The sequence below is a fragment of the Streptomyces sp. NPDC055239 genome (genome assembly GCF_053606205.1).
Map to the genome: position 1 here is coordinate 55,163 of NZ_JBSGRD010000010.1, position 25,715 is coordinate 80,877.

At 69.3% G+C, this 25,715-nt stretch carries 23 protein-coding genes; 13 read left to right on the forward strand and 10 right to left on the reverse strand.

Going from position 1 to position 25,715, the window contains the following annotated elements; genetic code table 11:
- The first annotated feature begins 43 nt into the window (after window positions 1-43).
- The 3 genes from ACWFRJ_RS28520 (at window position 44) to ACWFRJ_RS28530 (ending at window position 2,174) form a co-directional block, all read left to right on the forward strand.
- The gene (locus ACWFRJ_RS28520) at window positions 44-1,021 is read left to right on the forward strand and encodes an NAD(P)H-quinone oxidoreductase (RefSeq protein WP_453536866.1); all 978 of its coding nucleotides are present in this window, start codon (window positions 44-46) and stop codon (window positions 1,019-1,021) included.
- Window positions 1,022-1,146: 125 nt separating this feature from the next.
- The gene (locus tag ACWFRJ_RS28525; RefSeq protein ID WP_453536870.1) at window positions 1,147-1,545 is read left to right on the forward strand and encodes a hypothetical protein; all 399 of its coding nucleotides are present in this window, start codon (window positions 1,147-1,149) and stop codon (window positions 1,543-1,545) included.
- An 86-nt stretch (window positions 1,546-1,631) separates the two neighbouring features.
- Window positions 1,632-2,174, forward strand: a complete 543-nt coding sequence (locus ACWFRJ_RS28530) for a bacterial proteasome activator family protein (protein ID WP_383269622.1) — start codon at window positions 1,632-1,634, stop codon at window positions 2,172-2,174.
- A gap of 123 nt (window positions 2,175-2,297) precedes the next feature.
- On the opposite strand, the gene ACWFRJ_RS28535 is transcribed toward ACWFRJ_RS28530, so the two are convergent.
- A complete protein-coding gene (locus tag ACWFRJ_RS28535) occupies window positions 2,298-3,941 on the reverse strand; it encodes a protein kinase domain-containing protein (RefSeq protein WP_453536873.1) in 1,644 nt (547 codons plus the stop codon).
- Window positions 3,942-4,236: 295 nt separating this feature from the next.
- On the opposite strand from ACWFRJ_RS28535, the gene ACWFRJ_RS28540 reads away from it, so the two are divergent.
- On the forward strand, window positions 4,237-5,835 hold the full coding sequence (locus tag ACWFRJ_RS28540; RefSeq protein ID WP_453536876.1) for a protein kinase domain-containing protein: 1,599 nt from the start codon (window positions 4,237-4,239) through the stop codon (window positions 5,833-5,835).
- A 132-nt stretch (window positions 5,836-5,967) separates the two neighbouring features.
- Here ACWFRJ_RS28540 and ACWFRJ_RS28545 read toward each other — a convergent pair whose 3' ends face one another.
- Together ACWFRJ_RS28545 and ACWFRJ_RS28550 are read right to left on the reverse strand one after the other, a co-directional pair.
- Complete coding sequence (locus ACWFRJ_RS28545; RefSeq protein WP_453536878.1) at window positions 5,968-6,405, reverse strand: pyridoxamine 5'-phosphate oxidase family protein; 438 nt, start codon at window positions 6,403-6,405, stop codon at window positions 5,968-5,970.
- A 126-nt stretch (window positions 6,406-6,531) separates the two neighbouring features.
- Window positions 6,532-7,194 carry a response regulator gene (locus ACWFRJ_RS28550; RefSeq protein WP_453536880.1) on the reverse strand — a complete coding sequence of 221 codons (663 nt, stop codon included), beginning with the start codon at window positions 7,192-7,194 and terminating at the stop codon, window positions 6,532-6,534.
- Between the two features lie 381 nt (window positions 7,195-7,575).
- On the opposite strand from ACWFRJ_RS28550, the gene pdhA reads away from it, so the two are divergent.
- The 3 genes from pdhA to ACWFRJ_RS28565 are packed head-to-tail and all read left to right on the forward strand — an operon-like array spanning window position 7,576 to window position 11,245.
- Window positions 7,576-8,766 (forward strand): pyruvate dehydrogenase (acetyl-transferring) E1 component subunit alpha, encoded by a 1,191-nt coding sequence (pdhA, locus tag ACWFRJ_RS28555; RefSeq protein ID WP_453536883.1) that lies wholly within the window; start codon window positions 7,576-7,578, stop codon window positions 8,764-8,766.
- 2 nt (window positions 8,767-8,768) lie between these two features.
- The gene (locus tag ACWFRJ_RS28560) at window positions 8,769-9,749 is read left to right on the forward strand and encodes an alpha-ketoacid dehydrogenase subunit beta (RefSeq protein WP_453536886.1); all 981 of its coding nucleotides are present in this window, start codon (window positions 8,769-8,771) and stop codon (window positions 9,747-9,749) included.
- Window positions 9,750-9,760: 11 nt separating this feature from the next.
- Window positions 9,761-11,245, forward strand: a complete 1,485-nt coding sequence (locus ACWFRJ_RS28565; protein ID WP_453536889.1) for a dihydrolipoamide acetyltransferase family protein — start codon at window positions 9,761-9,763, stop codon at window positions 11,243-11,245.
- Window positions 11,246-11,331: 86 nt separating this feature from the next.
- On the opposite strand, the gene ACWFRJ_RS28570 is transcribed toward ACWFRJ_RS28565, so the two are convergent.
- Window positions 11,332-12,222, reverse strand: a complete 891-nt coding sequence (locus ACWFRJ_RS28570; RefSeq protein WP_453536892.1) for a D-alanyl-D-alanine carboxypeptidase family protein — start codon at window positions 12,220-12,222, stop codon at window positions 11,332-11,334.
- A 166-nt stretch (window positions 12,223-12,388) separates the two neighbouring features.
- On the opposite strand from ACWFRJ_RS28570, the gene ACWFRJ_RS28575 reads away from it, so the two are divergent.
- The gene (locus ACWFRJ_RS28575) at window positions 12,389-13,087 is read left to right on the forward strand and encodes a GntR family transcriptional regulator (protein ID WP_453536895.1); all 699 of its coding nucleotides are present in this window, start codon (window positions 12,389-12,391) and stop codon (window positions 13,085-13,087) included.
- Window positions 13,084-14,385, forward strand: coding sequence for an MFS transporter (locus ACWFRJ_RS28580; protein ID WP_453536899.1), 1,302 nt, complete (start codon window positions 13,084-13,086; stop codon window positions 14,383-14,385). Before ACWFRJ_RS28575 ends, ACWFRJ_RS28580 begins: the two co-directional genes overlap by 4 nt.
- A 22-nt stretch (window positions 14,386-14,407) precedes the next feature.
- Here the strand turns inward: ACWFRJ_RS28580 and ACWFRJ_RS28585 are convergent, their stop codons facing one another.
- A complete protein-coding gene (locus ACWFRJ_RS28585; protein ID WP_453536902.1) occupies window positions 14,408-15,232 on the reverse strand; it encodes a maleylpyruvate isomerase family mycothiol-dependent enzyme in 825 nt (274 codons plus the stop codon).
- Between the two features lie 136 nt (window positions 15,233-15,368).
- Here ACWFRJ_RS28585 and ACWFRJ_RS28590 point away from each other — a divergent pair, with 136 nt between their 5' ends.
- Window positions 15,369-16,172: a carbon-nitrogen family hydrolase gene (locus tag ACWFRJ_RS28590; protein WP_453536905.1), complete on the forward strand. Its 804-nt coding sequence runs from the start codon at window positions 15,369-15,371 to the stop codon at window positions 16,170-16,172.
- Between the two features lie 36 nt (window positions 16,173-16,208).
- Here the strand turns inward: ACWFRJ_RS28590 and ACWFRJ_RS28595 are convergent, their stop codons facing one another.
- From ACWFRJ_RS28595 to ACWFRJ_RS28610, 4 genes are all read right to left on the reverse strand, one after another.
- On the reverse strand, window positions 16,209-16,703 hold the full coding sequence (locus ACWFRJ_RS28595; RefSeq protein WP_453536908.1) for an LURP-one-related/scramblase family protein: 495 nt from the start codon (window positions 16,701-16,703) through the stop codon (window positions 16,209-16,211).
- A 137-nt stretch (window positions 16,704-16,840) separates the two neighbouring features.
- Window positions 16,841-17,062, reverse strand: a complete 222-nt coding sequence (locus ACWFRJ_RS28600; protein ID WP_453536911.1) for a DUF6458 family protein — start codon at window positions 17,060-17,062, stop codon at window positions 16,841-16,843.
- A gap of 82 nt (window positions 17,063-17,144) precedes the next feature.
- The gene (locus tag ACWFRJ_RS28605) at window positions 17,145-18,449 is read right to left on the reverse strand and encodes a M18 family aminopeptidase (RefSeq protein ID WP_453536914.1); all 1,305 of its coding nucleotides are present in this window, start codon (window positions 18,447-18,449) and stop codon (window positions 17,145-17,147) included.
- 198 nt (window positions 18,450-18,647) lie between these two features.
- On the reverse strand, window positions 18,648-20,489 hold the full coding sequence (locus ACWFRJ_RS28610; protein ID WP_453536917.1) for an acyl-CoA dehydrogenase: 1,842 nt from the start codon (window positions 20,487-20,489) through the stop codon (window positions 18,648-18,650).
- Window positions 20,490-20,689: 200 nt separating this feature from the next.
- On the opposite strand from ACWFRJ_RS28610, the gene ACWFRJ_RS28615 reads away from it, so the two are divergent.
- The 3 genes from ACWFRJ_RS28615 to ACWFRJ_RS28625 all read left to right on the forward strand — a co-directional run bounded on the left by ACWFRJ_RS28615 (window position 20,690) and on the right by ACWFRJ_RS28625 (window position 23,474).
- On the forward strand, window positions 20,690-21,175 hold the full coding sequence (locus tag ACWFRJ_RS28615; protein WP_383281299.1) for an SseB family protein: 486 nt from the start codon (window positions 20,690-20,692) through the stop codon (window positions 21,173-21,175).
- A gap of 118 nt (window positions 21,176-21,293) precedes the next feature.
- Entirely contained in the window at window positions 21,294-22,250 is a 957-nt protein-coding gene (locus ACWFRJ_RS28620; RefSeq protein ID WP_453536920.1) for a pirin family protein, read from the forward strand.
- A gap of 54 nt (window positions 22,251-22,304) precedes the next feature.
- Window positions 22,305-23,474: an AI-2E family transporter gene (locus tag ACWFRJ_RS28625; RefSeq protein WP_453536923.1), complete on the forward strand. Its 1,170-nt coding sequence runs from the start codon at window positions 22,305-22,307 to the stop codon at window positions 23,472-23,474.
- Here the strand turns inward: ACWFRJ_RS28625 and ACWFRJ_RS28630 are convergent.
- A complete protein-coding gene (locus ACWFRJ_RS28630; protein WP_453536926.1) occupies window positions 23,357-25,612 on the reverse strand; it encodes a SpoIIE family protein phosphatase in 2,256 nt (751 codons plus the stop codon). The two genes, ACWFRJ_RS28625 and ACWFRJ_RS28630, sit on opposite strands and share 118 nt — an antisense overlap.
- Window positions 25,613-25,715 lie beyond the last annotated feature (103 nt).

Below are 25,715 nucleotides of genomic sequence, written 5' to 3' on the forward strand. Positions count from 1 at the left end.
GTAGTCGGACCGGCCGGAATCCGCAGAGAGTAGCCTCGCCCGCATGCATGCGATCACGATCCCCGAAGCCGGTGGACCCGAAGCGCTCGTATGGGCCGAGGTCCCCGATCCCGTACCCGGCGAGGGCGAGGTGCTGGTCGACGTCGTCGCCAGCGCCGTGAACCGCGCCGACCTGCTCCAGCGCCAGGGCTTCTACAACCCACCACCCGGCTCGTCCCCCTATCCGGGGCTCGAGTGCGCGGGCCGCGTCACCGACATCGGTGCCGGTGTCTCCGGATGGAAGATCGGCGACGAGGTGTGCGCGCTGCTCGCCGGTGGCGGCTACGCCGAGCAGGTCGTCGTCCCCGCCGGCCAGCTGCTGCCCGTACCCGAAGGCGTCGACCTCGTCACGGCGGCCGCGCTGCCCGAGGTGACCTCGACGGTCTGGTCCAACGTCTTCATGATTTCCCACCTCCGTCCCGGCGAGACGTTCCTCGTGCACGGCGGCTCCAGCGGTATCGGCACCATGGCGATCCAGCTGGCGAAGGCCGTCGGCGCCAAGGTGGCGGTCACGGCGGGCAGCAAGGAGAAGCTCGACTTCTGCCGGGAGCTCGGCGCGGACATCCTCGTCAACTACCGCGAGCAGGACTTCGTCGAGGAGCTCAAGAACGCCACGGACGGCGCGGGCGCGGACGTCATCCTCGACAACATGGGCGCCAAGTACCTGGACCGGAACGTGCAGTCCCTCGCCATCAACGGACGGCTCGCGATCATCGGTATGCAGGGTGGCGTCAAGGGCGAGCTGAACATCGCCACGCTCCTGACCAAGCGTGCCGCCGTCACCGCGACCTCCCTGCGCGGCCGTCCCGCCGCGGAGAAGGCAACGATCGTCGCGGCGGTGCGCGAGCACGTGTGGCCGCTGATCGCCGCGGGCCACGTACGCCCGATCGTCGACCAGACGGTGGCGATGAGTGACGCGGCGACCGCCCACCGCGTACTGGAGGAGAGCTCGCACATCGGGAAGGTGCTGCTCGTTCGCTGAGCACTCACCCCGCCGCCGGGTTGCCGAGACGGTCGAGATGCCGGAGTTGTGCCGCTGTGTGACGCTTGGTGCAGCTTCAGTGATCTCTCTTGATCTTGGCGACCCGGTAGCGGGAGGGGGCCGGCGTGACGACGAATCCATGGCTTCGCCCCTTGCTGATCCTGGCGGTGCTCCTGGCCGTCTCATCCGTCTCACCGATATCACTCTCGTACGCCGCTGATCCCTCCCCCAGCGAGACCCGTGCCGGAAGCGTTCCTGGCGAGGGCCGGGTCCGGCCGGGGCGTGCCGATCCGGTGCCGCCACCGCCCCCGCCGCCGTCCTCGCCGCCCTCTCCGGCGCTGTCCCTACCGGACCACAGGCCGAAGCCGCCCCCCGTCGATCAGGCCGACAAGCAGGGCGAAGCCATCCGGCGGACCGCTGCGGGACCGGTCGTCCCCGGCCTTCGCGTCCTGCCGCTCGGCAGCGGGCTCGTTCTCATCGGCCTCGGTCTCGCCTTCCTCGCCGTGCGGCTGCGCCGCGGCTGACACGACCGGGCCCCTCGTACACGGTGGATCAGCGGCAAATGGGGGCACCACCGATGTGTGATGTACGCGTGCGAGAGAATGGCGGCATGGAGATGCCGAGGAACGAAAGGTCGCCGGAGAGCCCCCAGGTCCTGGTTGTCGGACAGGACGGAATGGCGCTCGGCGGCGGCGGAGACGATGAATCCCGCGAGGTCCCGGTGACGGACATGGTCGAACAGCCGGCGAAGGTCATGCGCATCGGCAGCATGATCAAGCAGCTGCTCGAGGAAGTGCGGGCGGCACCTCTGGACGAGGCGAGCCGGGTACGGCTCAAGGAGATCCACGCCAGTTCGGTCAAGGAGCTCGAGGACGGTCTCGCCCCCGAGCTCGTCGAGGAACTGGAACGGCTCTCCCTGCCCTTCACCGACGAGGGAGTGCCCAGCGACGCCGAACTGCGCATCGCGCAGGCCCAGCTCGTGGGCTGGCTGGAGGGACTCTTCCACGGGATCCAGACGGCTCTCTTCGCGCAGCAGATGGCCGCGCGGGCGCAGCTCGAGTCGATGCGGCGCGCGTTGCCGCCCGGTGTGGGCGGTGGCGAGGAGGAAGAGGACGGCGGTATCGCGGGACGGTCCGGAGGGCCTTACCTCTAAGCGACAGCCGACAGCCGACAGCCGACAGCCGATAAGCGGTACCAGAAAAGCGAAGGGCCCGGTCACAAGGTGACCGGGCCCTTCGCGTCAGATGCCGCGCCTCGCGTCAGGCGCTGAAGCCGTTCAGGACGGGTTGCCCGTGGAGAGGGTGAACTCGATCTTCACGTCCTTCGGGTCGATGTCCGAGTCCTCCTTGGGGGACTGCACCATGACGGTGTCCTTCCCGTAGGTGTTCTCGTCGATCGTGCGCTTGTCGTACCGCCAGCCGGACGCCTGTAGGCACTTCTGCACGGAACGCCAGTCCTTGAACGTGAAGTTCGGGACCTTGATCTTGTTCTCGTCGTTGTACGCGGTCTCGGGATCGGTGCACACGCTGGTCTCCACCGTCTGCGACCGGTCCGGACCCCGATACCCTTCCGCGGGCGCGCTCGACTCCGTCTGCTTGCCCGCGTTGCCGCCCTCGTCGTCCTTGTTCATCGACAGCGCCGTGATCAGGCCGCCGACGGCGATCAGCGCGACGACGATCGAGCCGACGATCACCGGCATGTTCCGCTTGCCGCCACCCGACCCGGACCCGCCCTGCCCCTGCACGGACGTCTGCCCCTGCTGCGGCGAGATCGAGTACGGCGGCGGGGTCTGCGCGCCCTGCTGGGCGTACGCGTTCACGGGCGCCGGAGTCGGGTAGCCACCCTGCTGCGGGTAGCCGTACCCCGGGGTCACGGGGCCCGGAGCGGGAGTGGGCGGGCCGTAGGCACCCGGCTGGTACGGAGTCTGGACGTTGCCGCTCTGCGGCATCGAGCTGTCGACCGGCGGGAAGACCGCGGCGCCGACGCCCGCACCGCTCGCCGTCTGGGCGCCCGGCACGATGCTCGGCGCGGCCACCTGGAGCGACTGGACGACGCGCAGGCACTCGTCGCGCATCGACTCGGCGGTCGGGAAACGCTCGTTCGGGTTCTTCTTCAGCGCGCGGGCGATGATCGCGTCGACCGCGGGCGGCAGCGCGCGGTTGATCGAGGACGGAGCGACCGGCTCCTCCTGGACGTGCGCGTACGCGATGGCCAGCGGCGAGTCCGCCTCGAAGGGCAGCCTGCCGGTGGTCAGCTGGAACAGCATGATGCCGACGGAGTAGAGGTCGGACCGGGCGTCGACGCCGCGGCCGAGTGCCTGCTCCGGGGAGAGGTACTGGGGGGTGCCGACGACCATGCCGGTCTGCGTCATGGAGGTGACGCCGGACTGCATGGCGCGGGCGATGCCGAAGTCCATGACCTTGACGACGTTGCGCTTCGTCATCATCACGTTGCCGGGCTTGATGTCGCGGTGGACCAGGCCCATCTCGTGGCTGATCTCGAGTGCGGCGAGGACATCGGCGGTGATCTTCAGCGCCTGGTCGGACGGCATCGCGCCGAACTGGGCGACGGACGCGTCGAGCACGGAGCCGAGCGGCTTGCCCTCCACGTACTCCATGACGATGTACGGCATCGTCGCGCCGTCGAGGTCTTCCTCGCCCGTGTCGAAGACCGAGACGATGTTCGTGTGAGTGAGCTTGGCCACCGACTGGGCCTCGCGGCGGAAGCGTTCGCGGAAGGACTGCTCGCGGCCGAGCTCGCTGTGAAGCGTCTTGATCGCGACTTGACGATCGAGCACGGAGTCGTAAGCGAGGTGAACGGAGGCCATGCCGCCTTCACCGAGAAGATCACGCAGCTGGTACCGGCCACCGGCCAGCGAGCGTCCCGCATACCGTCCTTGTACGCCGTCCTGGCTGCTCATGTCGTGCGTCCCCCATCGGCGCGGTGTGCCGGACGGCTCCGCGGTCGGTGATCCATTCCCGCTATTCCTGGCCAAGTCTGCCCGAGGGCCCTGCTACGTCAAGCTCGATGCCCGTTCCGTGACCGTACGCGCAAGAAGCGTCTCGGAAGCGTTACAAGTTTGCGCGTGAGGGTACCCGGCGGGTTTGATGTCCGGTCCACCTCGAACCGCCGGGACGCTTGAAGGCTGTAGCGTGACCCGGCGGGGCTCTCCCGGTACCACCAAGCACCACGACCAGAATCGACGGCGAGGACTGATGGCACAGACGCAGCGCGCTCAGGGCCCGTCCGACCCCGAGGCGACTGGCGGCGGTATGTCTGATGCGCCCGAGTTGTGGGGTAACGGCGGTCTCGTCGGGGATGGCCGGTATCGGCTGACCTACAGACTCGGCCGGGGCGGCATGGCAGAGGTGTTCGCGGCCGAGGACGTACGTCTGGGCCGGACGGTCGCCGTCAAACTGCTCCGCTCCGATCTCGCGGAGGACCCGGTCTCCAAGGCCCGCTTCACGCGCGAGGCCCAGTCGGTCGCGGGACTCAACCACCACGCTGTGGTGGCGGTCTACGACTCCGGTGAGGACGTCGTCGGGCCGAGCGTCGTCCCGTACATCGTCATGGAGATCGTCGAGGGCCGGACGATCCGCGATCTGCTGCTCAACGCGGAGGCGCCGGGCCCCGAGCAGGCCCTGATCATCGTCTCCGGGGTGCTCGAGGCGCTCGCGTACTCGCACCAGCACGGCATCGTGCACCGTGACATCAAGCCCGCGAACGTGATCATCACCGACACCGGCGCGGTGAAGGTGATGGACTTCGGCATCGCCCGTGCCCTGCACGGCGCGCAGTCGACGATGACCCAGACCGGCATGGTCATGGGCACGCCCCAGTACCTCTCCCCGGAGCAGGCGCTCGGCAAGGCCGTCGACCACCGTTCCGACCTGTACGCGACCGGCTGTCTGCTCTACGAACTCCTCGCGCTGCGGCCCCCGTTCACCGGTGAGACGCCGCTCTCCGTGGTCTACCAGCACGTCCAGGACATCCCCGTACCGCCGTCGGAGACCTCCGACGGGTCGCCGCCGGAGCTGGACGGCCTGGTGATGCGTTCGCTGGCCAAGGACCCGGACGACCGCTTCCAGACCGCCGAGGAGATGCGCGGTCTGGTCCAGTACGGGCTGCAGATGCTCCACGAGCAGGGCAGCCACACCGGGACCTGGAACACCGGTCCCGTCGACGTCGCGGGCATGCACGAGGGCGGCAGCACCCCGGCGATGGGCGTCGCGGGCACCACCGCGATGCAGCACCCCGGCGACTCGGGCACCGCGCAGATCCCGGGCGCCATGCTGCGTCCGCCGGGTGGCGACGACGGCGGCTTCGACGGCAGTCACCGCGACGGGAACGGCCGGGGCGGCCGGGGCAAGATGTGGATCTTCGCCGTGCTCGCGGTCATCGCGATCGCCGTGGGCGTCGCGTTCGCGATGTCGGCGAACGACAACAAGTCGAAGAACACGGACACCCCGACGAAGTCTCCGACGAAGTCGTCGGAGACGAAGAAGCCGAGCAAGAGCTCGGACGAGGAGACCTCGGACGGGGACACCGCTCAGCCCGGTGACGGCTCCGGCGGTCAGGGTGACTGGAGCCCGTCCGCGCCGAACACCACCGGCCCGACCACTCCTGACACACCCACCGAGAACGACCCGACGGACGACCCGACGAAGCCCACCGACGACCCCACCGAGCCGACGGACGACCCGACGACGCCCACCGGGGACGCCAGTGACCCGACGACCCCGGACCCGCCGGTGACGAACGGCGGCACCGAGGGCGGGGACGTCGCCGGCGCCGGCGACGAGGGCAACGGCTGAGCAGAGGCGAGAAGCCCCCTACGCATACGCACGCGCGCGTGGAGCCCGGAAGGGCACCACGCGCGCGTGCGTCGTCAGAGGGGGCTGTACACGGGCACTGCAGGGCGTACGGGCCCCAGGAGGCAGGCGGGGTCACCGTGTGCGCTGAAGCTGCCGGTTCCGGCCGCCCTGCAAGGTGTGCACCGTGGCCAGCTGCGGCTCTATGCGCATATAGACCGGGTCGTAGAGCTCGCCGTCCACGTAGTGCGGCCCGGGGCCGAAGAGTTCCAGCTCTTCGTTGGTCGGCTCGATGACCTCGCAGAGGCCGACGAACTGCACCGTCCACTGCCCCGTGCGCGCGGTCTCGGCGCTGAGGTTGTCCGCCCCGTAGGCGACGACGCTGCCGATGCAGGCCTCGTGGTACCCGTACCCCTTGTGCATCCGCAGGAGGATGCGCCCGTCCACGACCACGTGGCGGGCGGCGGCGAGGAAGGGCAGCGCGCGCATGCTGGTCGCGACCCGGCCGTAGTCGGTGCGGCCGAGCAGTTCGAAGGCGAGCCGCTCGTCCTGTTCCTGATCGTCGGTGGGCATACGTCCACCCTCTGGCACCGGCGGGGTGCCGGGGAAGGGGATCTGGCCCCTAGGGGACGAGGACGTAAGTCCCGTTTCGGATCACGAAACGTATTGCGGGATCACTTTCAGTGATTCTGCCCCGCTTCAGTGATTCTGCTCCGCCTGAATGCGCGCCACGTACGCCGCCGCCTGCGAGCGCCGCTCCATGCCCAGTTTGGAGAGCAGGCTGGAGACGTAATTCTTGATCGTTTTCTCGGCGAGGTGCAGTCGTTCGCCGATCACCCGGTTGGTCAGGCCCTCGCCGATCAGGTCGAGGATCTTGCGCTCCTGGTCCGTCAGGTTCGCCATGCGGTCGTCGCCCTTGGGGGTGTTCCCGTCGCGAAGGCGCTCCAGGACCCGGGCCGTGGCGACGGGGTCGAGCAGGGACTTTCCGGCCGCCACATCACGTACGGCGGAGAGCAGTTCATTGCCTCGAATGGCCTTCAGGACATAGCCGGAAGCGCCCGCCATGATCGCGTCGAAGAGGGCCTCGTCGTCCGCGAACGAGGTGAGCATCAGGCATTTGATGTCCTCGTTCTGCGAACGGATCTCACGGCAGACCTCGACCCCGCTGCCGTCCGGAAGCCGCACGTCGAGCACGGCCACGTCCGGTCGTGTCGCCGGGATCCTGACCAGAGCGTCCGCCGCTGTCCCCGCCTCGCCGACGACCTCGATATCGGACTCCACGGAGAGCAGCTCATGGACTCCTCGCCGCACCACTTCATGGTCGTCGAGGAGAAATACCGTAATTTTTCCGTCTTCGCGCACGGAGCCAGTCTCACACACGATCTCTTCTTGTGCCCCAGCTGAACTCTTCCCGTGCGCGGGGTGCCCGGGATAACGTGCCGGTGTTCCGGCCCCCTGCCAGGCTGTGATCAGTGCTGTGACCAGGAACTGTTCCCGACTTTCTGGATTTACTCGGAAATCCAAGCAGTCAGATACTTGGAAATCCAAGCAAATTCGCAGGTCAGATGGGGTTTCACAGAAATGGGAAGCACTGGGTAACGTGCATTGTGCAGGGCGCTCGCCGGGGCACCTGTCACGCCTGTTCCCGGCCGAGTCGCACCCACCCCGTGCGCGGGCACGGATCAGGCGAGCCGCACTGGCTTACCCGGTAATCCCGGGGGCCGGACCGACGGAGGAGCACACGTGACCGTGGAGAGCACCGCCGCGCGCACACCGCGCCGCAGCACAACCAGCGGCGGGAAGCGCGCGAGCGCCAAGAAGGCCGCGCCGAAGAAAAGCACGGAGCCCCAGCTTGTCCAGCTGCTGACCCCTGAGGGCAAGCGGGTCAAGAACGCCGAGTACGACTCGTACGTCGCGGACATCACCGCCGACGAACTGCGCGCCCTGTACCGCGACATGGTCCTCACCCGCCGCTTCGACGCCGAGGCCACCTCCCTGCAGCGCCAGGGCGAGCTGGGCCTGTGGGCGTCGCTGCTCGGCCAGGAGGCCGCCCAGATCGGCTCGGGCCGGGCCACGCGCGAGGACGACTACGTCTTCCCGACCTACCGCGAGCACGGCGTCGCCTGGTGCCGCGGGGTCGACCCGACCAACCTGCTCGGGATGTTCCGCGGCGTGAACCACGGCGGCTGGGACCCGAACACCAACAACTTCCATCTGTACACGATCGTCATCGGCTCGCAGACCCTGCACGCGACCGGGTACGCGATGGGCGTGGCCAAGGACGGCGCTGACTCGGCCGTGATCGCGTACTTCGGGGACGGCGCCTCCAGCCAGGGCGACGTCGCCGAATCGTTCACCTTCTCCGCGGTCTACAACGCCCCCGTGGTGTTCTTCTGCCAGAACAACCAGTGGGCGATCTCCGAGCCGACCGAGAAGCAGACCCGCGTGCCGCTCTACCAGCGCGCACAGGGCTTCGGCTTCCCGGGTGTGCGGGTCGACGGCAACGACGTGCTCGCCGTGCTCGCCGTCACCAAGTGGGCCCTGGAGCGGGCGCGTACGGGCCAGGGTCCTGCGCTCATCGAGGCGTTCACCTACCGCATGGGCGCGCACACCACGTCCGACGACCCGACCAAGTACCGCAGCGACGACGAGCGCGTGGCCTGGGAGGCGAAGGACCCGATCCTGCGCCTGCGGACCCACCTCGAGTCCGAAGGTCACGCGGATGAGGGATTTTTCGCGGAACTCGACGCGGAGAGCGAAGCGTTGGGGAAGCGAGTGCGAGAGGTGGTGCGGGCGATGCCGGATCCTGATCTGATGGCGATCTTCGAGAACGCGTATGCGGACGGGCATGCGCTGGTCGACGAGGAGCGCGCGCAGTTCCTGGCGTACCAGGCATCGTTCGCGGACGCTTCTGACGGCGGGGAGGGCAAGTAACCATGGGCGTACAGAAACTTCCCCTTGCCAAGGCGATCAACGAATCGCTGCGCAAGGCGCTCGACACCGACCCCAAGGTCCTCATCATGGGCGAGGACGTCGGCAAGCTCGGCGGTGTCTTCCGTGTGACGGACGGCCTGCAGAAGGACTTCGGCGAGGACCGTGTCATCGACACCCCGCTCGCCGAGTCCGGCATCGTCGGCACGGCCATCGGCCTGGCCCTGCGGGGCTACCGCCCGGTGGTGGAGATCCAGTTCGACGGCTTCGTCTTCCCCGCGTACGACCAGATCGTCACGCAGCTCGCGAAGATGCACGCCCGCGCGCTCGGCAAGATCAAGATGCCGGTCGTCATCCGCATTCCGTACGGCGGCGGCATCGGCGCCGTCGAGCACCACAGCGAGTCGCCCGAGGCGCTGTTCGCGCACGTGGCGGGCCTCAAGGTCGTCTCGCCCTCGAACTCGTCGGACGCCTACTGGATGATGCAGCAGGCCATCCAGAGCGACGACCCGGTGATCTTCTTCGAGCCGAAGCGCCGCTACTGGGACAAGAGCGAGGTCGACACCGAAGCCATCCCCGCGCCGCTGCACAAGGCCCGGGTCGCCCGCGAGGGCACGGACCTGACGCTCGCCGCGTACGGCCCGATGGTGAAGGTCTGTCTTGAGGCAGCCGCGGCCGCCGCCGAAGAGGGCAAGTCCCTCGAAGTGGTGGACATGCGCTCCATGTCGCCGATGGACTTCGACACCGTGCAGGCCTCGGTCGAGAAGACGCGGCGGCTCGTCGTGGTCCACGAGGCCCCGGTCTTCCTCGGTACGGGCGCGGAGATCGCGGCCCGCATCACCGAGCGGTGCTTCTACCACCTCGAAGCTCCCGTGCTGCGGGTCGGCGGTTTCCACGCGCCGTATCCGCCGGCGCGGTTGGAAGAGGAGTACCTGCCGGGCCTCGACCGGGTGCTCGACACTGTCGACCGCTCGCTGGCGTACTGAGGGAGAGGGTCGTGACGACGATGACAGACACCGCGCTGGCCGAGTTCAAGATGCCCGACGTGGGCGAGGGGCTCACCGAGGCAGAGATCCTCAAGTGGTTCGTGGCGCCCGGCGACACGGTCACCGACGGGCAGGTGGTGTGCGAGGTCGAGACGGCCAAGGCCGCCGTCGAGCTGCCCATTCCGTTCAACGGTGTCGTGAGCGAACTGCGCTTCCCCGAGGGCACCACGGTCGATGTCGGCCAGGTGATCATCGCGGTGGACGTGTCCGGCGGTGGCGCTGCCGCCGCGCCCGCCACGCCCGGGGAGGCAGCCGCAGCTCCCGCACAGGAGGCGGCCCCCGAAGCCGCCCCCGAGGAGGAGGCCGCTCCCAAGGGCCGTCAGCCCGTGCTCGTCGGCTATGGGGTCGCCGAGTCCTCGACGAAGCGCCGCGCGCGCAAGTCCGCGCAGGACCAGGCCGATGCCGCCGGTACGTACTACGCGGCGGCGGTCCAGGCCGAGCTGAACGGCTCCGGCACTGCTGCCGTCTCCGCGGCACCCGCTGCATCCGCTGCCCCGTCGGCCCCCGCGGGCACCCGGCCGCTGGCCAAGCCGCCGGTGCGCAAGCTCGCCAAGGACCTGGGAGTCGACCTCACGGCGATCATCCCGTCCGGCGCCGACGGGATCATCACGCGCGAGGACGTGCACGCGGCAGTGGCTCAGGCCTCCGTGGCCGCCCCGGCCTCGGCGCCCGCCCCCGTGTCGGCGCCGGAGCCGGTGGCCGCCGAAGCCGCCGCTCCCGCCCCCGTGGCCGGTGCCCGCGAGACCCGCATCCCCGTCAAGGGCGTACGCAAGGTCATCGCCCAGGCGATGGTCGGTTCGGCCTTCACGGCGCCGCACGTCACGGAGTTCGTGACGGTGGACGTGACGCGGACGATGAAGCTGGTCGAGGAGCTGAAGCAGGACAAGGCTTTCGCGGGCCTGCGGGTCAACCCGCTCCTGCTCATCTCCAAGGCGCTGCTCGTGGCGATCCGCCGCAACCCGGACGTCAACGCGGCCTGGGACGAGGCGAATCAGGAGATCGTCCAGAAGCACTACGTGAACCTGGGCATCGCCGCCGCGACACCGCGCGGCCTGGTCGTCCCGAACATCAAGGACGCGCACGCCAAGACGCTGCCGGAACTGGCCGCTTCGCTCGGCGAGTTGGTGTCCACGGCCCGCGACGGCAAGACGTCGCCGGCCGCCATGCAGGGCGGCACGGTCACCATCACGAACGTCGGCGTCTTCGGCGTCGACACCGGGACGCCGATCCTGAACCCCGGCGAGTCCGCGATCCTCGCGGTCGGCACGATCAAGCTCCAGCCCTGGGTCCACAAGGGCAAGGTCAAGCCGCGTCAGGTGACGACGCTCGCGCTCTCCTTCGACCACCGCCTGGTCGACGGCGAGCTCGGCTCCAAGGTGCTCGCCGACGTGGCGGCGATCCTGGAGCAGCCCAAGCGGCTCATCACCTGGGCGTAGGTGACACGGGCGAAGTACGACGAGGGGGCCCACCGCAGCTCGCGGTGGGCCCCCTCGTCGTACCCCCGTCGGGGGGTAGCGCCGGGCTACTTCTTGAAGCCGTAGTCCATCAGCTTCTTCGCGTCCTTCGTGCGGGCGTCCACGGAGGTCGAGGTGAGGACCGTGCCGATGACGGTCTTGCCGCTGCGGGTGGCGGCGAAGACGAGGCAGTACTTGGCCTGCGGGCCCGAGCCTGTCTTCACGCCGATGGCGCCGCTGTAGCTGCTGAGCAGGTTGTTCGTGTTCGACCACGACATGTAGCGGTAGCCACCGCTCTTCGTGGTGACCTTCTGCTTCGTCGACTTCGTCTTCACGACCGTACGGAACGTGGAGCTCTTCATCGCGCTGCTGGCGAGCTTCGTCAGGTCACGGGGCGTGGAGTAGTTGCTCCCGCTGCCGATGCCGTCGAAGGAGTCGAAGTGGGTGTTGGTCAGGCCGAGGGTCTTGGCCTGGGTGTTCATCTTGCCGATGAACGACTTCACGCGGGCGGCGCGGGTGGATCCCTTGCCGAACTTGTCCGCGAGCGCGTACGCCGCGTCGCAGCCGGACGGCAGCATGAGGCCGTACAGGAGCTGGCGGACGGTGACCTTGTCGCCGACGATCAGGCGCGCCGACGAGGCGGTGTTCCTGACGATGTAGTCGCTGTAGGCCTTTTCGATCTTGACCTTGGAATCGAGGTTGAGGTTGGTCTGCGAGAGCACCACCTTCGCCGTCATGATCTTGGTGGTGGAGCCGGTGGACCGACGGGTGTCGGCGGCCTTGGTGAAGAGCGACTTGCCCGTGCCGTTGTTCATCACGTAACCGCCCTTGCCGGCGATCGACGGCTTCGGGAGCGCGGCCGCATGGGCCGGGGCCGTGAGGGCTCCGCCCGCGAGTACCGCACCTGTGGTGACGATGACGGCCGACGCGCGGCGAATGCCCTTAATGCGGGTTTTCAAGTTCAATGCTCCAAATTGACCAAATGCCCCTGGAATGCGGCCACATGAGAGTGCCGCTCGATACTAAGACTCACGAGAGTGGCGAATGGATGCACGCTCGCGAGGGTGATGTCCGGATCGTGGAATGGACGTCCTCATGGGTACGTGTTGTATCTATGCTGTGCGCATGCCTGTCGCACCCGCCTCGTCCTCCACGCGAGCCCCCGCTCAAACCCCCGCTCAAGGCCTCAAGCAGCCACCCGCCGCCGAGCGCGTGTACGCGCACGTCAAGCAGGGCGTGCTCGACCGTCGGTACGAGGGCGGCACGCTGCTCACCGAGGGCGAGCTCGCCGAGGCCGTCGGGGTGTCCCGCACGCCGGTGCGCGAGGCCCTCCTGAAGCTGGAGGTGGAGGGGCTTCTGCGGCTCTACCCGAAGAAGGGGGCCCTCGTCCTGCCGGTGTCCGTGCAGGAGATCGCCGACGTCGTCGAGACGCGGCTCCTGGTGGAGACGCACTCGGTGCGCAAGGCGGTACCGGCGCCTCCGGCGCTGATCGAGCGGCTCGAGGGGCTGCTGCGGCAGCAGCGGGAGGAGGCCGCCGCGGGTGATTTCTCCGCTGCCGCTGTGACTGACCGCTGCTTCCACGCGGAGATCGTGCGCAGCGGGGGGAACGAGATTCTGGCCCGCCTCTACGATCAGCTCCGGGACCGGCAGCTGCGGATGGGCGTCGCCGTCATGCACTCCCACCCCGACCGGATCGCCAAAACGCTTGCCGAGCACGAGGAACTCCTGAACGCGTTGACGTCCGGGGACGTGGAAGCGGCCGAGGCGGTGGTCGCCCGGCACGTCGGGTGGTTCCAGAATCTCGCTCGGGGCGATGTCCGATGAGTTCGGCGTCCCTCTCCCTCCCCGGCGATCCCCCCGGCGGCAAGAAGGCCGTCCTCGTCTGGGGCATCGGCGTCGCCGTCTACTTCGTCGCCGTCATCTTCCGGACCTCCCTCGGCGTCGCCGGGCTCGACGCCGCCGACCGGTTCCACGTCAACGCGTCCGCGCTCTCGACCTTCTCGATCCTCCAGCTGCTCGTCTACGCGGGCATGCAGATACCCGTCGGCCTGATGGTCGACCGGCTCGGCACCAAGCGCGTGCTGACCATCGGAGTCGTGCTCTTCACGCTCGGGCAGCTCGGCTTCGCGTTCTCGCCCTCGTACGGGATGGCGCTCGCGTCCCGTGCGCTGCTCGGCTGCGGTGACGCGCTGACCTTCATCAGCGTGCTGCGGCTCGGCACCCGCTGGTTCCCGGCCCGGCGCGGCCCGATGGTCGCCCAGCTCGCCGGCCTGGTCGGCATGGCGGGCAACCTCGTCTCCACCCTCGTCCTCGCCCGGCTCCTGCACTCCGTCGGCTGGACCGCGGCCTTCGCGGGCAGCGCGCTCTGCGGCGTCTTCGTCCTCGTACTGATGACGCTGTTCCTCAAGGACCACCCCGAGGGGCACGCCCCGGAGCCGGTGCGGCACACCGGCGGTGCCTTCGTGCGCAAGCAGATCGCCCTGAGCTGGCGCGAGCCCGGCACCCGGCTCGGCCTGTGGGTGCACTTCACCACGCAGTTCCCCGCGATGGTGTTCCTGCTCCTGTGGGGCCTGCCGTTCCTCGTCGAGGCGCAGGGTCTCACGCGCGCCACGGCCGGGACGCTGCTCACCCTCGTCGTGCTCTCCAACATGGTGGTGGGCCTGGTCTACGGCCAGATCGTCGCCCGGCACCACGCGGCGCGCACGCCCATCGCCATCGGCACCGTCGCGGCGACGGCCACGATGTGGGCGGTCACCATCCACTACCCCGGTGACCACGCCCCGATGTGGCTGCTCATCACTCTCTGCACCGTGCTCGGCGCCTGCGGCCCCGCGTCCATGATCGGCTTCGACTTCGCGCGGCCCGCGAATCCGCCGGAGCGCCAGGGCACCGCGTCCGGCATCGTGAACATGGGCGGCTTCGTCGCCTCCATGACGACGCTGCTCGCCATCGGCGTTCTCCTGGACGCGACCGGCGACAACTACCGGATCGCCTTCTCCGCCGTCTTCGTCCTCGAAGCGGTGGGCCTCAGCCAGATCCTGCGGCTGCGGACGCGTGCGGTGCGCCGGGAGAAGGAGCGGCTTGTCGCCAGCCGCGTCGAGGCCGTGCACGTCCCCGTCTGAGGGGTCACCCAAAGAGGAACGGCTACGGCGTGACCGCGAACTCCCGCATGATCGCCTCGCCGAGGCCGTGATCGCCCTCGATCTTGACCCGGTCGGTCACGGATTCGTACGCGATACGGCCGCACGCGAGGCGGAAGTACGTCTCCCAGTCCAGGCTCAGCGTGGCGAGCGGGCCGAGCGAGGGGGCGCTGTCGACCGTGGCGCGGCCGTCCGTGTCGACGCGGACCGTGCGCAGGAACTCGACGGGGCCGCTCACATCGAAGACGACCGCTGAATTCACCGGCGCCTGGGCCTTCTTGGCGACCACCTTGGCGAGGCCCTGGAGGAGGAGGTCGCGCGCCACGTACGCACCCTGGGAGTCCAGGTTGCCGGGCTTCCTCAGCGTCGTACGCAGGTCCTGCTCGTGCACCCAGACGTCGAACGCGCGCGTCCGCATGGCCAGTTCGAGGGTCTGCTCCGTGCCGAGCGGGCCGCGGATCTTGTGCGACGGTTCGCGCGACTCGTTCCGCAGCTGACGCGTGCGGCGGATGACCGTGTACTCCAGCTCGGAGGTCATCTCGGGCGCGGTGTGGTGGCGCCGGACGTCGACCTGTATCTCCATGTAGCGCTGGCCCTCGGTCTGTACGTGGTACAGGTCGCGGGGCAGGGTGTGGATGGGGCGCGGGTCGCCCAGCATCTCGCAGTCCAGGCCTATGACGTGGGAGATGACATCCCGCACCGACCAGCCGGGGCAGGGCGTGGCCCAGTTCCACTCTGCCTCGGCGAGCGGAGACACCAGCTCGGATATGGCTGATACGGATTGGGTCCAGGCGTCGGCGTAGGTTTGAAGGCTGGGATGGAGACTCACGGGACCCCTCGGCGGTCGTACGCGGGCGGTGGGTGTCTGAGACGCTAAGTTACGCTGCCCACAGGCACCCCGGCAGTGCTTTCGTGTGACGATCGTAGGCCCGCATTGACGGCTCGAATGCCAGGACGGTGGTAGTGTGCGCGCCTCCCTCATCCAGATCGCCGTAGACGAGGGCGAATCGGTCAATTCCCGCCGCTCGCGGGTCTCTTCACTGGTACGAGAAGTAGCCGAGCGTGAGCGGCCGGATCTCGTCGTTCTCCCCGAACTGTGGACCACGGGCGCCTTCGCCTACGAACTGTTCGCGAGCGAGGCGGAGCCGCTGGAAGGGCCCACGTACGACGCGATGGCCAAGGCCGCGAGCGACGCGGGCGTCTGGCTGCACGCGGGGTCCGTCCCGGAGCGGGTCGCGTCGGGGGACCTCTACAACACCTCGCTCGTCTTCTCGCCCCAGGGTGAACTCGCCGCCTCGTACCGGAAGATCCACCGGTTCGGCTTCGACAAGGGCGAGGCCGTCCTGATGGGGGCGGGCAGCGACCTCGTGACGGTGCGCACGCCCGACGTGACGATCGGACTCGCCACCTGCTACGACCTCCGCTTCCCCGAGCTCTTCCGCGGGCTCGTCGACGCGGGCGCCGAGATGTTCGTCGTCCCCGCCGGATGGCCCGCGCGGCGGCGTGAGCACTGGACGCTGTTCGCACGGGCCCGCGCGGTCGAGGACCAGGTGTACGTCCTCGCGTGCGGCACCGGCGGTACGCACGCGGGTGTGCCGCAGGCCGGGCACAGCATCGTCGTCGACCCGTGGGGCGAGGTGCTCGCCGAGGCGGGGGACGGCGAGGAGATCCTCACCGTCGAGCTCGACCCGGCGAAGGTGGCCGCCACGCGTGAGCAGTTCCCGGCGCTGAAGGACCGGCTGCTCGGGATGGACGTCCCGCGGCCCTGAAGGCCCCGGCCTGCTGTCGGTCGCCGTCCAGTCGTCCTAGTCGTCGCCCCGCTCCTTCTCCGCCAGGCGGATCACGCAGACCGCGACGGCCAGGAGCAGGGAGGCGTCGGCGTCGTCGCGGGTGATGTGGAGGCCGTACGTCTCGCGGACCGTGAACCAGCGGCGCGAGATGTCGGCGAGGAGTTCGCCGTCGTACTCGATGGCGAACTCGCGGTCCAGGATCTTGCCGCTCACGTCGAGCTCGGTGCCGTCGACCAGCTCCACGCGGTAGTGGTTGCGCAGGAGCGAGAGACGCTTGCGCTTGACCTTGGCCAGCGGTTCGCCGTCCCGTTCGATCACCATCGTGTCGCGCAGCGCCAGCATTTTGGCGTGGATGTCGATGAGGACGCGGCCCCGCATGTCCTTGAGTTCGAAGGTCTCGCGCAGGCGCATCGCCTTGCCGTCGACGAAGAAGACCTTCTGGCCCTGGTCGTCCTCGATCCAGTAGTCGTCACCGATGCCGAGCAGCCGGTCGCGTACGAGAAGTTTCATGCAGCCATGACTACCCCGCGACGCGCTCGGCACAAGGGGAGGCGGGGGAGTTCACCGTGAAGTGGCCACATGCCGTCGGGCCCGGCGGGCCACAGGAGTGGCTGCCGGGCCCGACGATGGCTGTCAAGAGGCCGTGATCAGAGGCCGTGGTGGTGGTCGTGGTCCGTCTCGACCACGGTCGCGCCCGGCGGCACGACCGTCTTGCGGCGCGCGTTGGTGAACGCGGCAACACCGATCACGCCCACGGCCATCATGATCAGGCCGGTGACGGTGAGATTGATGCCGTCCATCTCCCAGTCGGTGGCGAACGCGAGGATGGCACCCGCGGCGATCAAGATGATGCATCCGCCCAGGCCCATGTGGACCGCCTCCCTAAGTCGTGAAGTCGTGGCGTTGCACCCGGGTACCCGGGTGCGCCGGACCCACACGGGGATGGGGGGATCAGCCTTCCAGGAACGCCACCAACGCGTTGGCGAGGAGGTACGGGTCGTCCGCCCCGCACAGCTCGCGCACGCTGTGCATCGAGAGGATCGCGACGCCGATGTCGACGGTCTTGATGCCGTGCCGTGCCGCAGTGATCGGCCCGATGGTCGTGCCGCAGGGCATCGCGTTGTTCGACACGAAGCTCTGGAACGGCACGCCGGCTCTCTCGCACGCGGCGGCGAACACGGCACGCCCGGCGCCGTCCGTGGCGTACCGGTTGTTGACGTTGACCTTGAGGATCGGGCCGCCGTTGGCGCGCGGGTGGTGCGTCGGGTCGTGCCGCTCCGCGTAGTTGGGGTGCACGGCGTGGCCCGTGTCGGAGGAGAGGCAGATGGTGCCCGCGAAGGCACGGGCCTTGTCCTCGTACGTGCCGCCGCGCGCGAAGACGGAGCGTTCGAGCACCGAGCCGAGCAGCGGGCCGTCCGCGCCCGTGTCGGACTGCGAGCCGTTCTCCTCGTGGTCGAAGGCGGCGAGGACGGGGATGTACGGGAGGGAGCCGGCGCCCTGTGCCGTGGCGACGGCGGCGAGCGCCGCCGTACAGGCGTGTACCGAGAGCAAGTTGTCCATCCGCGGGCCCGCGATGAGCTCACGGTCGCGGCCGAGGTAGGAGGGCGCCTCGATGGGGTGCGTCATCAGGTCCCAGCCGGTGACCTCGCCGTGGGCGAGCCCCGCCTCCTCCTCCACGAAGCGGATGAGGTCGCCTTCGTGTACGTCGTCGCCGAGCCCCCAGATGGGCTGCATGTGTTTCTGCTTGTCGAGCTTGAGGCCGTCGGCGACCACTCCGCGGTCCATGTGGATCGCCAGCTGCGGGACCCGGAGGAGCGCCCGGTCGATGTTCACCAGGCGCGTCGAGCCGTCCCGCAGCGAGAGCCTGCCCGCGAGGCCGAGGTCGCGGTCGAGCCAGGAGTTGAGCAGCGGGCCGCCGTAGATCTCGACGGCCACCTGCCGCCAGCCGTGCCCGCCCGCGTCCGGCTTCGGCTTGACGCGGAGGTTCGGGGAGTCGGTGTGGGCGCCGACGATGCGGTACGGGGTGTGTGCGGACGCGCCTTCAGGGACGTACCAGGCGACGATCGCGCCGCCGCGCAGCACGTACTTCCCGCCCGTCGACCCGTCCCAGGCGTCGGTCTCCTCGACCTGCCGGAATCCGGCCTTCTCCAGCCGCTCCGCGGCGCTCGCCACTGCGTGGTAAGGGGAGGGGCTTGCCGCCAGGAAGGTCAAGAGGTCGTCGGAGTGGCCGCGGTCGAAGCGGGCAGGTGTGCTCATGGCTTCCAGCCTAGCTAGCAGTTATCTATGGCGCGGGGGGCCTTTTCCGGGAGGTTCTGTACCGGATGTGCCCGTATCCGGGGGGCCTGTACCGCCGCTTCTGGGCGGATCTTTACCTCCCGCGCACCCGTTCACCCCGCGTACGACAGTGGCCCGACCCCCGAAACGGGAGCGGGCCACCCTCAAGCGTCGTGGTGGCTAGAAAGCCGCCTCGTCCAGCTCCATCAGGTCCAGCTCCACGCCCTCGGCGAGCTTCCGCTCGTTGGCGACGCCCGGCAGGACGTTCGCCGCGAAGAACTTGGCCGCGGCGATCTTGCCCTCGTAGAAGGCCTTGTCCTTGGAGGACACAGCCTTGGCCGATGCCGACTCCAGCTTCTCGGTGGCGACCGCCGCACCCCGCAGGAGGAGGTAGCCGACGACGACGTCGCCCGAGACCATCAGGAGGCGGGTCGTGTTGAGGCCCACCTTGTAGATGGACTTCACGTCCTGCTCGGTGGCCGCGAGGTCCGTCAGCATGACGCCGACGATGGCCTCGAGCTCGACCGCGGCCTTGGCCAGCTCCTCGCGGGCCCCGGCCAGCTTCTCGCCGCCCGTGTCGACCGCGAGGAACTTTTTGATCTCCTCGGCGAGACCGTTCAGCGCGGCACCCTGGTTACGGACGATCTTCCGGAAGAAGTAGTCCTGGCCCTGGATGGCCGTCGTGCCCTCGTAGAGGGTGTCGATCTTGGCGTCACGGATGTACTGCTCGATCGGGTACTCCTGGAGGTACCCCGAGCCGCCGAACGTCTGGAGCGACTGCGCGAGCTGCTCGTACGACTTCTCCGAGCCGTAGCCCTTGACGATGGGCAGGAGGAGGTCGTTCAGGGCGATGAGCGCCGACGCGTCCTCTCCCGCCGCCTCCTTGATCTGGATGTCGTCCTGGACGGCAGCGGTGTGCAGCACCAGGGCGCGCATGCCCTCCGCGTACGCCTTCTGCGTCATCAGCGAGCGGCGTACGTCCGGGTGGTGGGTGATCGTCACCTTCGGCGCGGCCTTGTCCATGAACTGGGCAAGGTCCGGGCCCTGCACGCGCTCCTTGGCGTACTCCAGGGCGTTGAGGTAACCCGTCGAGAGCGTCGCGATGGCCTTCGTGCCGACCATCATGCGGGCGAACTCGATGATCATGAACATCTGGCGGATGCCGTCGTGCTTGTCGCCGATCAGCCAGCCCTTGGCGGGGTGGCGGTCGCCGAACGTCATCTCGCACGTGTTGGACGCCTTGAGGCCCATCTTGTGCTCGACGTTCGTGGCGTAGGCGCCGTTGCGCTCGCCCAGCTCGCCGGTCTCCCAGTCGAACTCGTACTTGGGGACCAGGAAGAGCGAGAGGCCCTTCGTGCCGGGGCCGTGGCCCTCGGGGCGGGCGAGGACGTAGTGGAGGATGTTCTCCGACATGTCGTGCTCACCGGACGTGATGAAGCGTTTCACGCCCTCGATGTGCCAGGAACCGTCGTCCTGCTGCACGGCCTTCGTGCGGCCCGCGCCCACGTCCGAACCGGCGTCCGGCTCGGTCAGGACCATCGTCGAGCCCCACTGCCTGTCGACGGCGATGGAGGCGACCTTCTTCTGCGCCTCGTTGCCCTCTTCGTGCAGGATGCCCGCGAACGCCGGACCGGAGGAGTACATCCAGACCGCCGGGTTGGCACCGAGAAGCAGCTCCGCGTAACCCCAGATCAGGGAGCGGGGAGCGGTCGTGCCGCCGATCTCCTCGGGCAGGCCCAGACGCCAGTAGTCGGAGTCCATGAAGGCCTGGTAGCTCTTCTTGAAGGACGCCGGTACCGGCGCGGTGTTGGTCTCGGGGTCGAACACCGGCGGGTTGCGGTCGGCGTCCGTGAAGGATTCGGCAAGCTCGTTCTCGGCGAGGCGGCGCAGCTCGTCGAGGATGGTCTTGGCCGTGTCGACGTCCATCTCCGCGAACGGGCCGGTGCCGTACAGCTTGTCGCGGCCGAGCACCTCGAAGAGGTTGAACTCGATGTCGCGGAGATTGGACTTGTAGTGCCCCATGGCGACGGCTCCGTTTGGGTCGGGGAGGCGGGATCCTCAGGCGGTCTGTGTAAGCGGGTCTGCGTCAGCGGGTCCGCGTAAGCGAAAAAACCACGTACCAGTTAGTAGCTACCGATAATGCTACCCGCCGGTAATAAGACGCAACCCCTGATCCCCCAAGTGTGAGCAGCGCCCCGTCCGGCCTCGGTAGGCTTGACCCCATGTACGGCTACGACCAACAAGCGGGCGCCGGGCAGAATTACGCACCGCCGCAGCCGCCGCCGCAGCAGATGCCGGGCGGCGCGGGCGGGTACGCCCAGCAGCAGCCCCCGCTCTATCCCGAGCCGTCGCCCCCGTCCCTCGCGGACGCGGTGCGCGCCTTCACCACGGGCTCGATGTCCGCCGAGGACTTCCAGCAGGCCTTCGCCACCTCGAAGGTCTACTGCCCGCGCGGCGACAACCCCGGCTTCCTCGCCCTGCACAACACCCAGCAGCCCGTGATCCCGATGTTCACGTCGCTCAAGGAGCTGCGCCGGTACGCGGGCAAGGAGTCCAAGTACTTCGTGATCACGGGCGCCGAGGTCATCGACCTCCTCCCCACCGGTTACGGCTTCGTCCTCGACATGGAGGGCGAGCACCGCATGGTGTTCGACGCCAAGGCCGTCGAACAGATGGTCGACTTCGCGATGCGGCGGATGTACGGCTAGCCGCCCGCGCTGACGTGTGGAGACGCCCGGAGGGAATTCCCTCCGGGCGTCTCGCGTTCCCGGTGGCAAGAAGTTCTACGTTCAACTAAAGTGGACGTACGAAGAAGGAGGCACCGACATGCCCGCTGTAACCGTCGAGAACCCGCTGACCCTGCCCCGTGTGGCCGCGTCCGCCGACGCCGTGGCCCGCCCCGTGCTCCGCGTGACGACCGCGCCGAGCGGTTTCGAGGGTGAGGGCTTCCCCGTGCGCCGGGCGTTCGCGGGGATCAACTACAAGTACCTCGACCCGTTCATCATGATGGACCAGATGGGCGAGGTGGACTACGGAGCCGGTGAGCCGAAGGGGACTCCCTGGCACCCGCACCGCGGCTTCGAGACCGTCACGTACCTGATCGACGGAACCTTCGTGCACCAGGACTCGAACGGTGGCGGCGGCACCATCCAGAACGGCGACACCCAGTGGATGACCGCCGGATCCGGCCTTCTGCACATCGAGGCGCCGCCGGAGTCCCTCGTCCAGTCCGGCGGCCTCTTCCACGGCCTCCAGCTGTGGGTGAACCTGCCCGCGCGGGACAAGATGATGGACCCCCGCTACCAGGACATCCGCGGCGGCCAGGTCCAGCTCCTCACCTCGCCCGACGGCGGCGCGCTCCTGCGCGTCATCGCCGGTGAGCTCGACGGGCACGAGGGCCCCGGCATCACGCACACGCCGATCACGATGATCCACGCGACGGTCCGCCCCGGTGCCGAGGTCACGCTGCCCTGGCGCGAGGACTTCAACGGCCTCGCGTACGTGCTCGCGGGGCGCGGCACGGTCGGTGCCGAGCGCCGTCCGGTGCACCAGGGCCAGACGGCGGTCTTCGGCACCGGCTCCTCGCTGACCGTCCGCGCGGACGAGAAGCAGGACGGGAACACCCCCGACCTGGAGGTCGTGCTGCTCGGCGGGCAGCCGATCCGTGAGCCGATGGCGCACTACGGACCGTTCGTGATGAACAGTCAGGCCGAGCTCCAGCAGGCGTTCGAGGACTTCCAGAAGGGCCTGCTCGGTACGGTTCCGGCCGTGCACGGCATGTAGGCGCCAAATAGGCGCCGGTTGCGTGCCGGTTGGGCTACACGACGTGCGGGGCCGATGAGGCCGTGCTCGGGTAGGAGGGTGAGCACCCCTGGCGCCCTTCTGCCCGAGCCCGTACGTCGTACCGCCGCCTGGTGCGCCGTCCTCCTGCTCGTCGCCGGCGTGGCCGCCGTGGCGATCTGGCTCTTCGTCACCTTCAAGACGGCCGTCACGCCGGTCCTGCTCGCCCTCCTCGGCACCGCACTGCTCGGACCCGTCTACCGATGGCTCCTGAAGATGAAGGTGCAGCGCTCGCTGGCCGCGGGGCTGACCTGCGCGGCCGTCGTCGCGGTCGTCGGCGGCGCGGTGTACATCGTGGTCAAGGCCCTGATCGACACCGGCGACCAGATCATCGCCTCCCTGAAGCAGGCCGCGACCGACCTGTCCGACCACTTCGGAGCGGCGGGGACCTCCCTGGACGACATGGCGTCCAACGCCAAGGAACTGCTCGGCAAGTTCGGCGGCTCCGCGGCCTCCGGCGTGCTCAGCGGCCTCAGCGTCGTCGGCGAGATGACCGCCATGGCCGTCCTCGCGCTGCTGCTCGTCTTCTTCTTCCTGCGCGACTCCGACCGGGCCGTGAACTCCATGCGCTCGCTCGCCCCGCGCGGCACCGCCGACGTCGTCGAGGCGATGGGCCGACGTGCCTTCGAGGCCGTCGAGGGCTTCATGCGCGGGACCACGTTCATCGCCCTGATCGACGCCATCTGCATCACCGTCGGGCTTCTGATCCTTCAGGTGCCGGGGGCGCTGGGGCTCGGCGCGCTCGTGTTCATCGGCGCCTACATCCCCTATCTGGGTGCTTTCATCTCCGGCGCCGTCGCCGTCCTCGTCGCGCTCGCCGACCGCGGCTTCATCATCGCGCTGTGGGCGCTGGGTGTCGTACTCGCCGTGCAGGTCCTCGAAGGGCACGTGCTCCAGCCGGTGATCCAGTCCCGGACCGTGCAGATGCATCCGGCGGTCGTGATGCTGGCGATCACCGCGGGGGCGTCCGTGGCGGGGATCTTGGGGATGCTGCTCGCGGTGCCGGTGACCGCGGCGGTGTTCGGGGTGATTTCGGAGCTGCGGGAACGCTATCCGGAGGGCTTGGCCGGGTCGGAATCCTCCGTGGGCGGGTCGGGCTCGTCGGAGGGGGCGGCGGGATCGGCGGGATCGGCGTCGTCGGCGGAGGGCCCGGCAGCACCCTCGTAGAGCTCGAACCAGATGCTCTTGCCCTCACCCCTGGGGTCCACCCCCCACTCGTCGGCGAGCAGCTCCATGAGCACCAACCCCCGCCCGGACGAGGCCAGTTCGCCGGGGTGGCGCTTGTGCGGCAGGTCGTCGCTGCCGTCCGAGACCTCGGCCCGCAGGCGGCGCGATCCCGGCTCACCCGTGACCTCGGCGACCAGCATGGCGTCGCCGTCCGTGTGCACGAGTACGTTCGTGATCATCTCGGAGACCATCAGGACCGCCGAGTCGACCTGATCGGCGACCGCCCAGTCGTGCAGCAGCTCCCGCATGTGCCGCCGCGCCCCCGCGATGCGCTCCGGCTCGGCCTGCGCGACCGTCAGGACGGTGCGGCGGGCGGGCGTGCGGTGGGCGGGGTGGCCGTATCTGCGCAGGAGCAGGACCGCGATGTCGTCCTCGCGGCGGTCCACGAGGGGGCCCGTGGTGTGGTGCGAGGAGGGCCCGTGCACGGCCTGTACGAGGTTGTCGGCGAGCCCTTCCAAGCCGTCGTCGCCGTCGTCGCCTCCGTACTCCTCCAGGATCGTGCGGATCCGCTTCCAGCCGCTGTCCAGGTCGTGGCCGCCGGTCTCGATGAGGCCGTCGGTGCAGACCAGCATCGTCTCGCCGGCCTCCAGGACGAGGCGGGTCGTGGGGTAGTCCGCGTCCGGGTCGATGCCGAGCGGCAGGCCGCCCGCAGTGGGGCGCAGGAGAACCGTTCCGTCGGTCATCCGTATCGCGGGCTCCGGGTGGCCTGCGCGGGCGATCTCCAGGATGCCGGTGACCGGGTCGGCCTCCACGTAGAGGCAGGTCGCGAAGCGCGGGTCGGCGGGGTCGCCCCCGACGTCGCCTGCCGACCCGATAGTGACGCCGTCCGTGATGCCCGAGAGGAAGCGGGTAGCCCGGGAGAGCACGGCGTCGGGCCGGTGGCCCTCGGACGCGTAGGCGCGCAGAGCGATCCGCAGCTGCCCCATCAGGCCCGCCGCGCGCACGTCATGCCCCTGTACGTCGCCGATGACGAAGGCGATGCGCCCGTTGGGCAGCGGGATCATGTCGTACCAGTCGCCGCCCACCTGGAGCCCGCCGCCGGTCGGCACATACCGCGCGGCCACCGTCATCCCCGGGATGCGCGGCCCGAGCAGCGGCAGCATCGAGCGCTGAAGACCCTCCGTCAGCTCCTTCTCCGACTCGGCTACCCCGGCCCGCGACAGGGCCTGGGCCAGCATCCGGGCCACCGTCGTCAGGACGGAGCGCTCGTCGGGCGTGAACGAGACGGGGTAGGCGAAGGCAGCGAGCCACGCGCCCATCGTGCGGCCCGCGACCGTCAGCGGCAGGAACGCCCACGACTGCCGGTCGAAGGGCTGGGCGAGCGGCCAGGTGGCGGGGTAGCGGCGGTGGTACTCGTCGGGCGAGGAGAGGTAGACCGCGCGGCCCGTGCGCACCACCTCGGCGGCCGGATAGTCCGTGTCCAGGGGCATCGCCGAGAAGGGCACGTCGTCGCCGGGCTTGTGCCCGTAATGCCCGATGATCTTGAGTCGGTCGCCCTCGACCCCGAAAACACCGAGCCCGTCCGGCGAGAACCCCGGCATGGAGAGCCCGCTGGCGACCCGAAGGACCTCCTCCGTCGACCGCGCCTCGGCGAGCGCACGACCGGCATCGAGCAGAAAGGCCTCGCGGGAGCGCCGCCAGTCACCGGTGACCGGACTGCGCGCCGCGGCACCCGGCGGGGGCTCGGTGACCTCCTGGAGGGTGCCGATGAGCTCGTACGAGTGTGTCGCCTCGTCGATGATCGGCTTGGAGCGGCTGCGCACGATGCGAACGACGCGCCCCTGGTCGTCCATGATCCGCAGGCGGGCCTCGGCCAGGGTGCCCTCGGCGACGGCGAGCTGGACGATGCCGTCGATCTCGTTCCAGTCGACGGGATGGAAGCGCGAGCGCACGCCCGCCTCGGTGAGGGCCTGGGCGTGCGGGGGCAGCCCGAGGAGCCGGGCGGCCTCGGCGTCGAGCGTGACGGTGCCGGCCGCGTTGTCCCAGCGCCACAGGCCGGTCGCGATGGCGGCCAGGACGTCCCGTACGGGAGGAAGGGGTTCGTCCCCCGCCTCTTGCAAGGGATCGTCGTTGCGCATTGACCCACTTTAGGAAGATCGGGGGGCAAGTCGCCACCGCCGGGGTGGCGGGAGTGGCCCCTGGGGCGTCGGGGGTGGCCCCCTGTCGGGGTCGAGGGCGGCC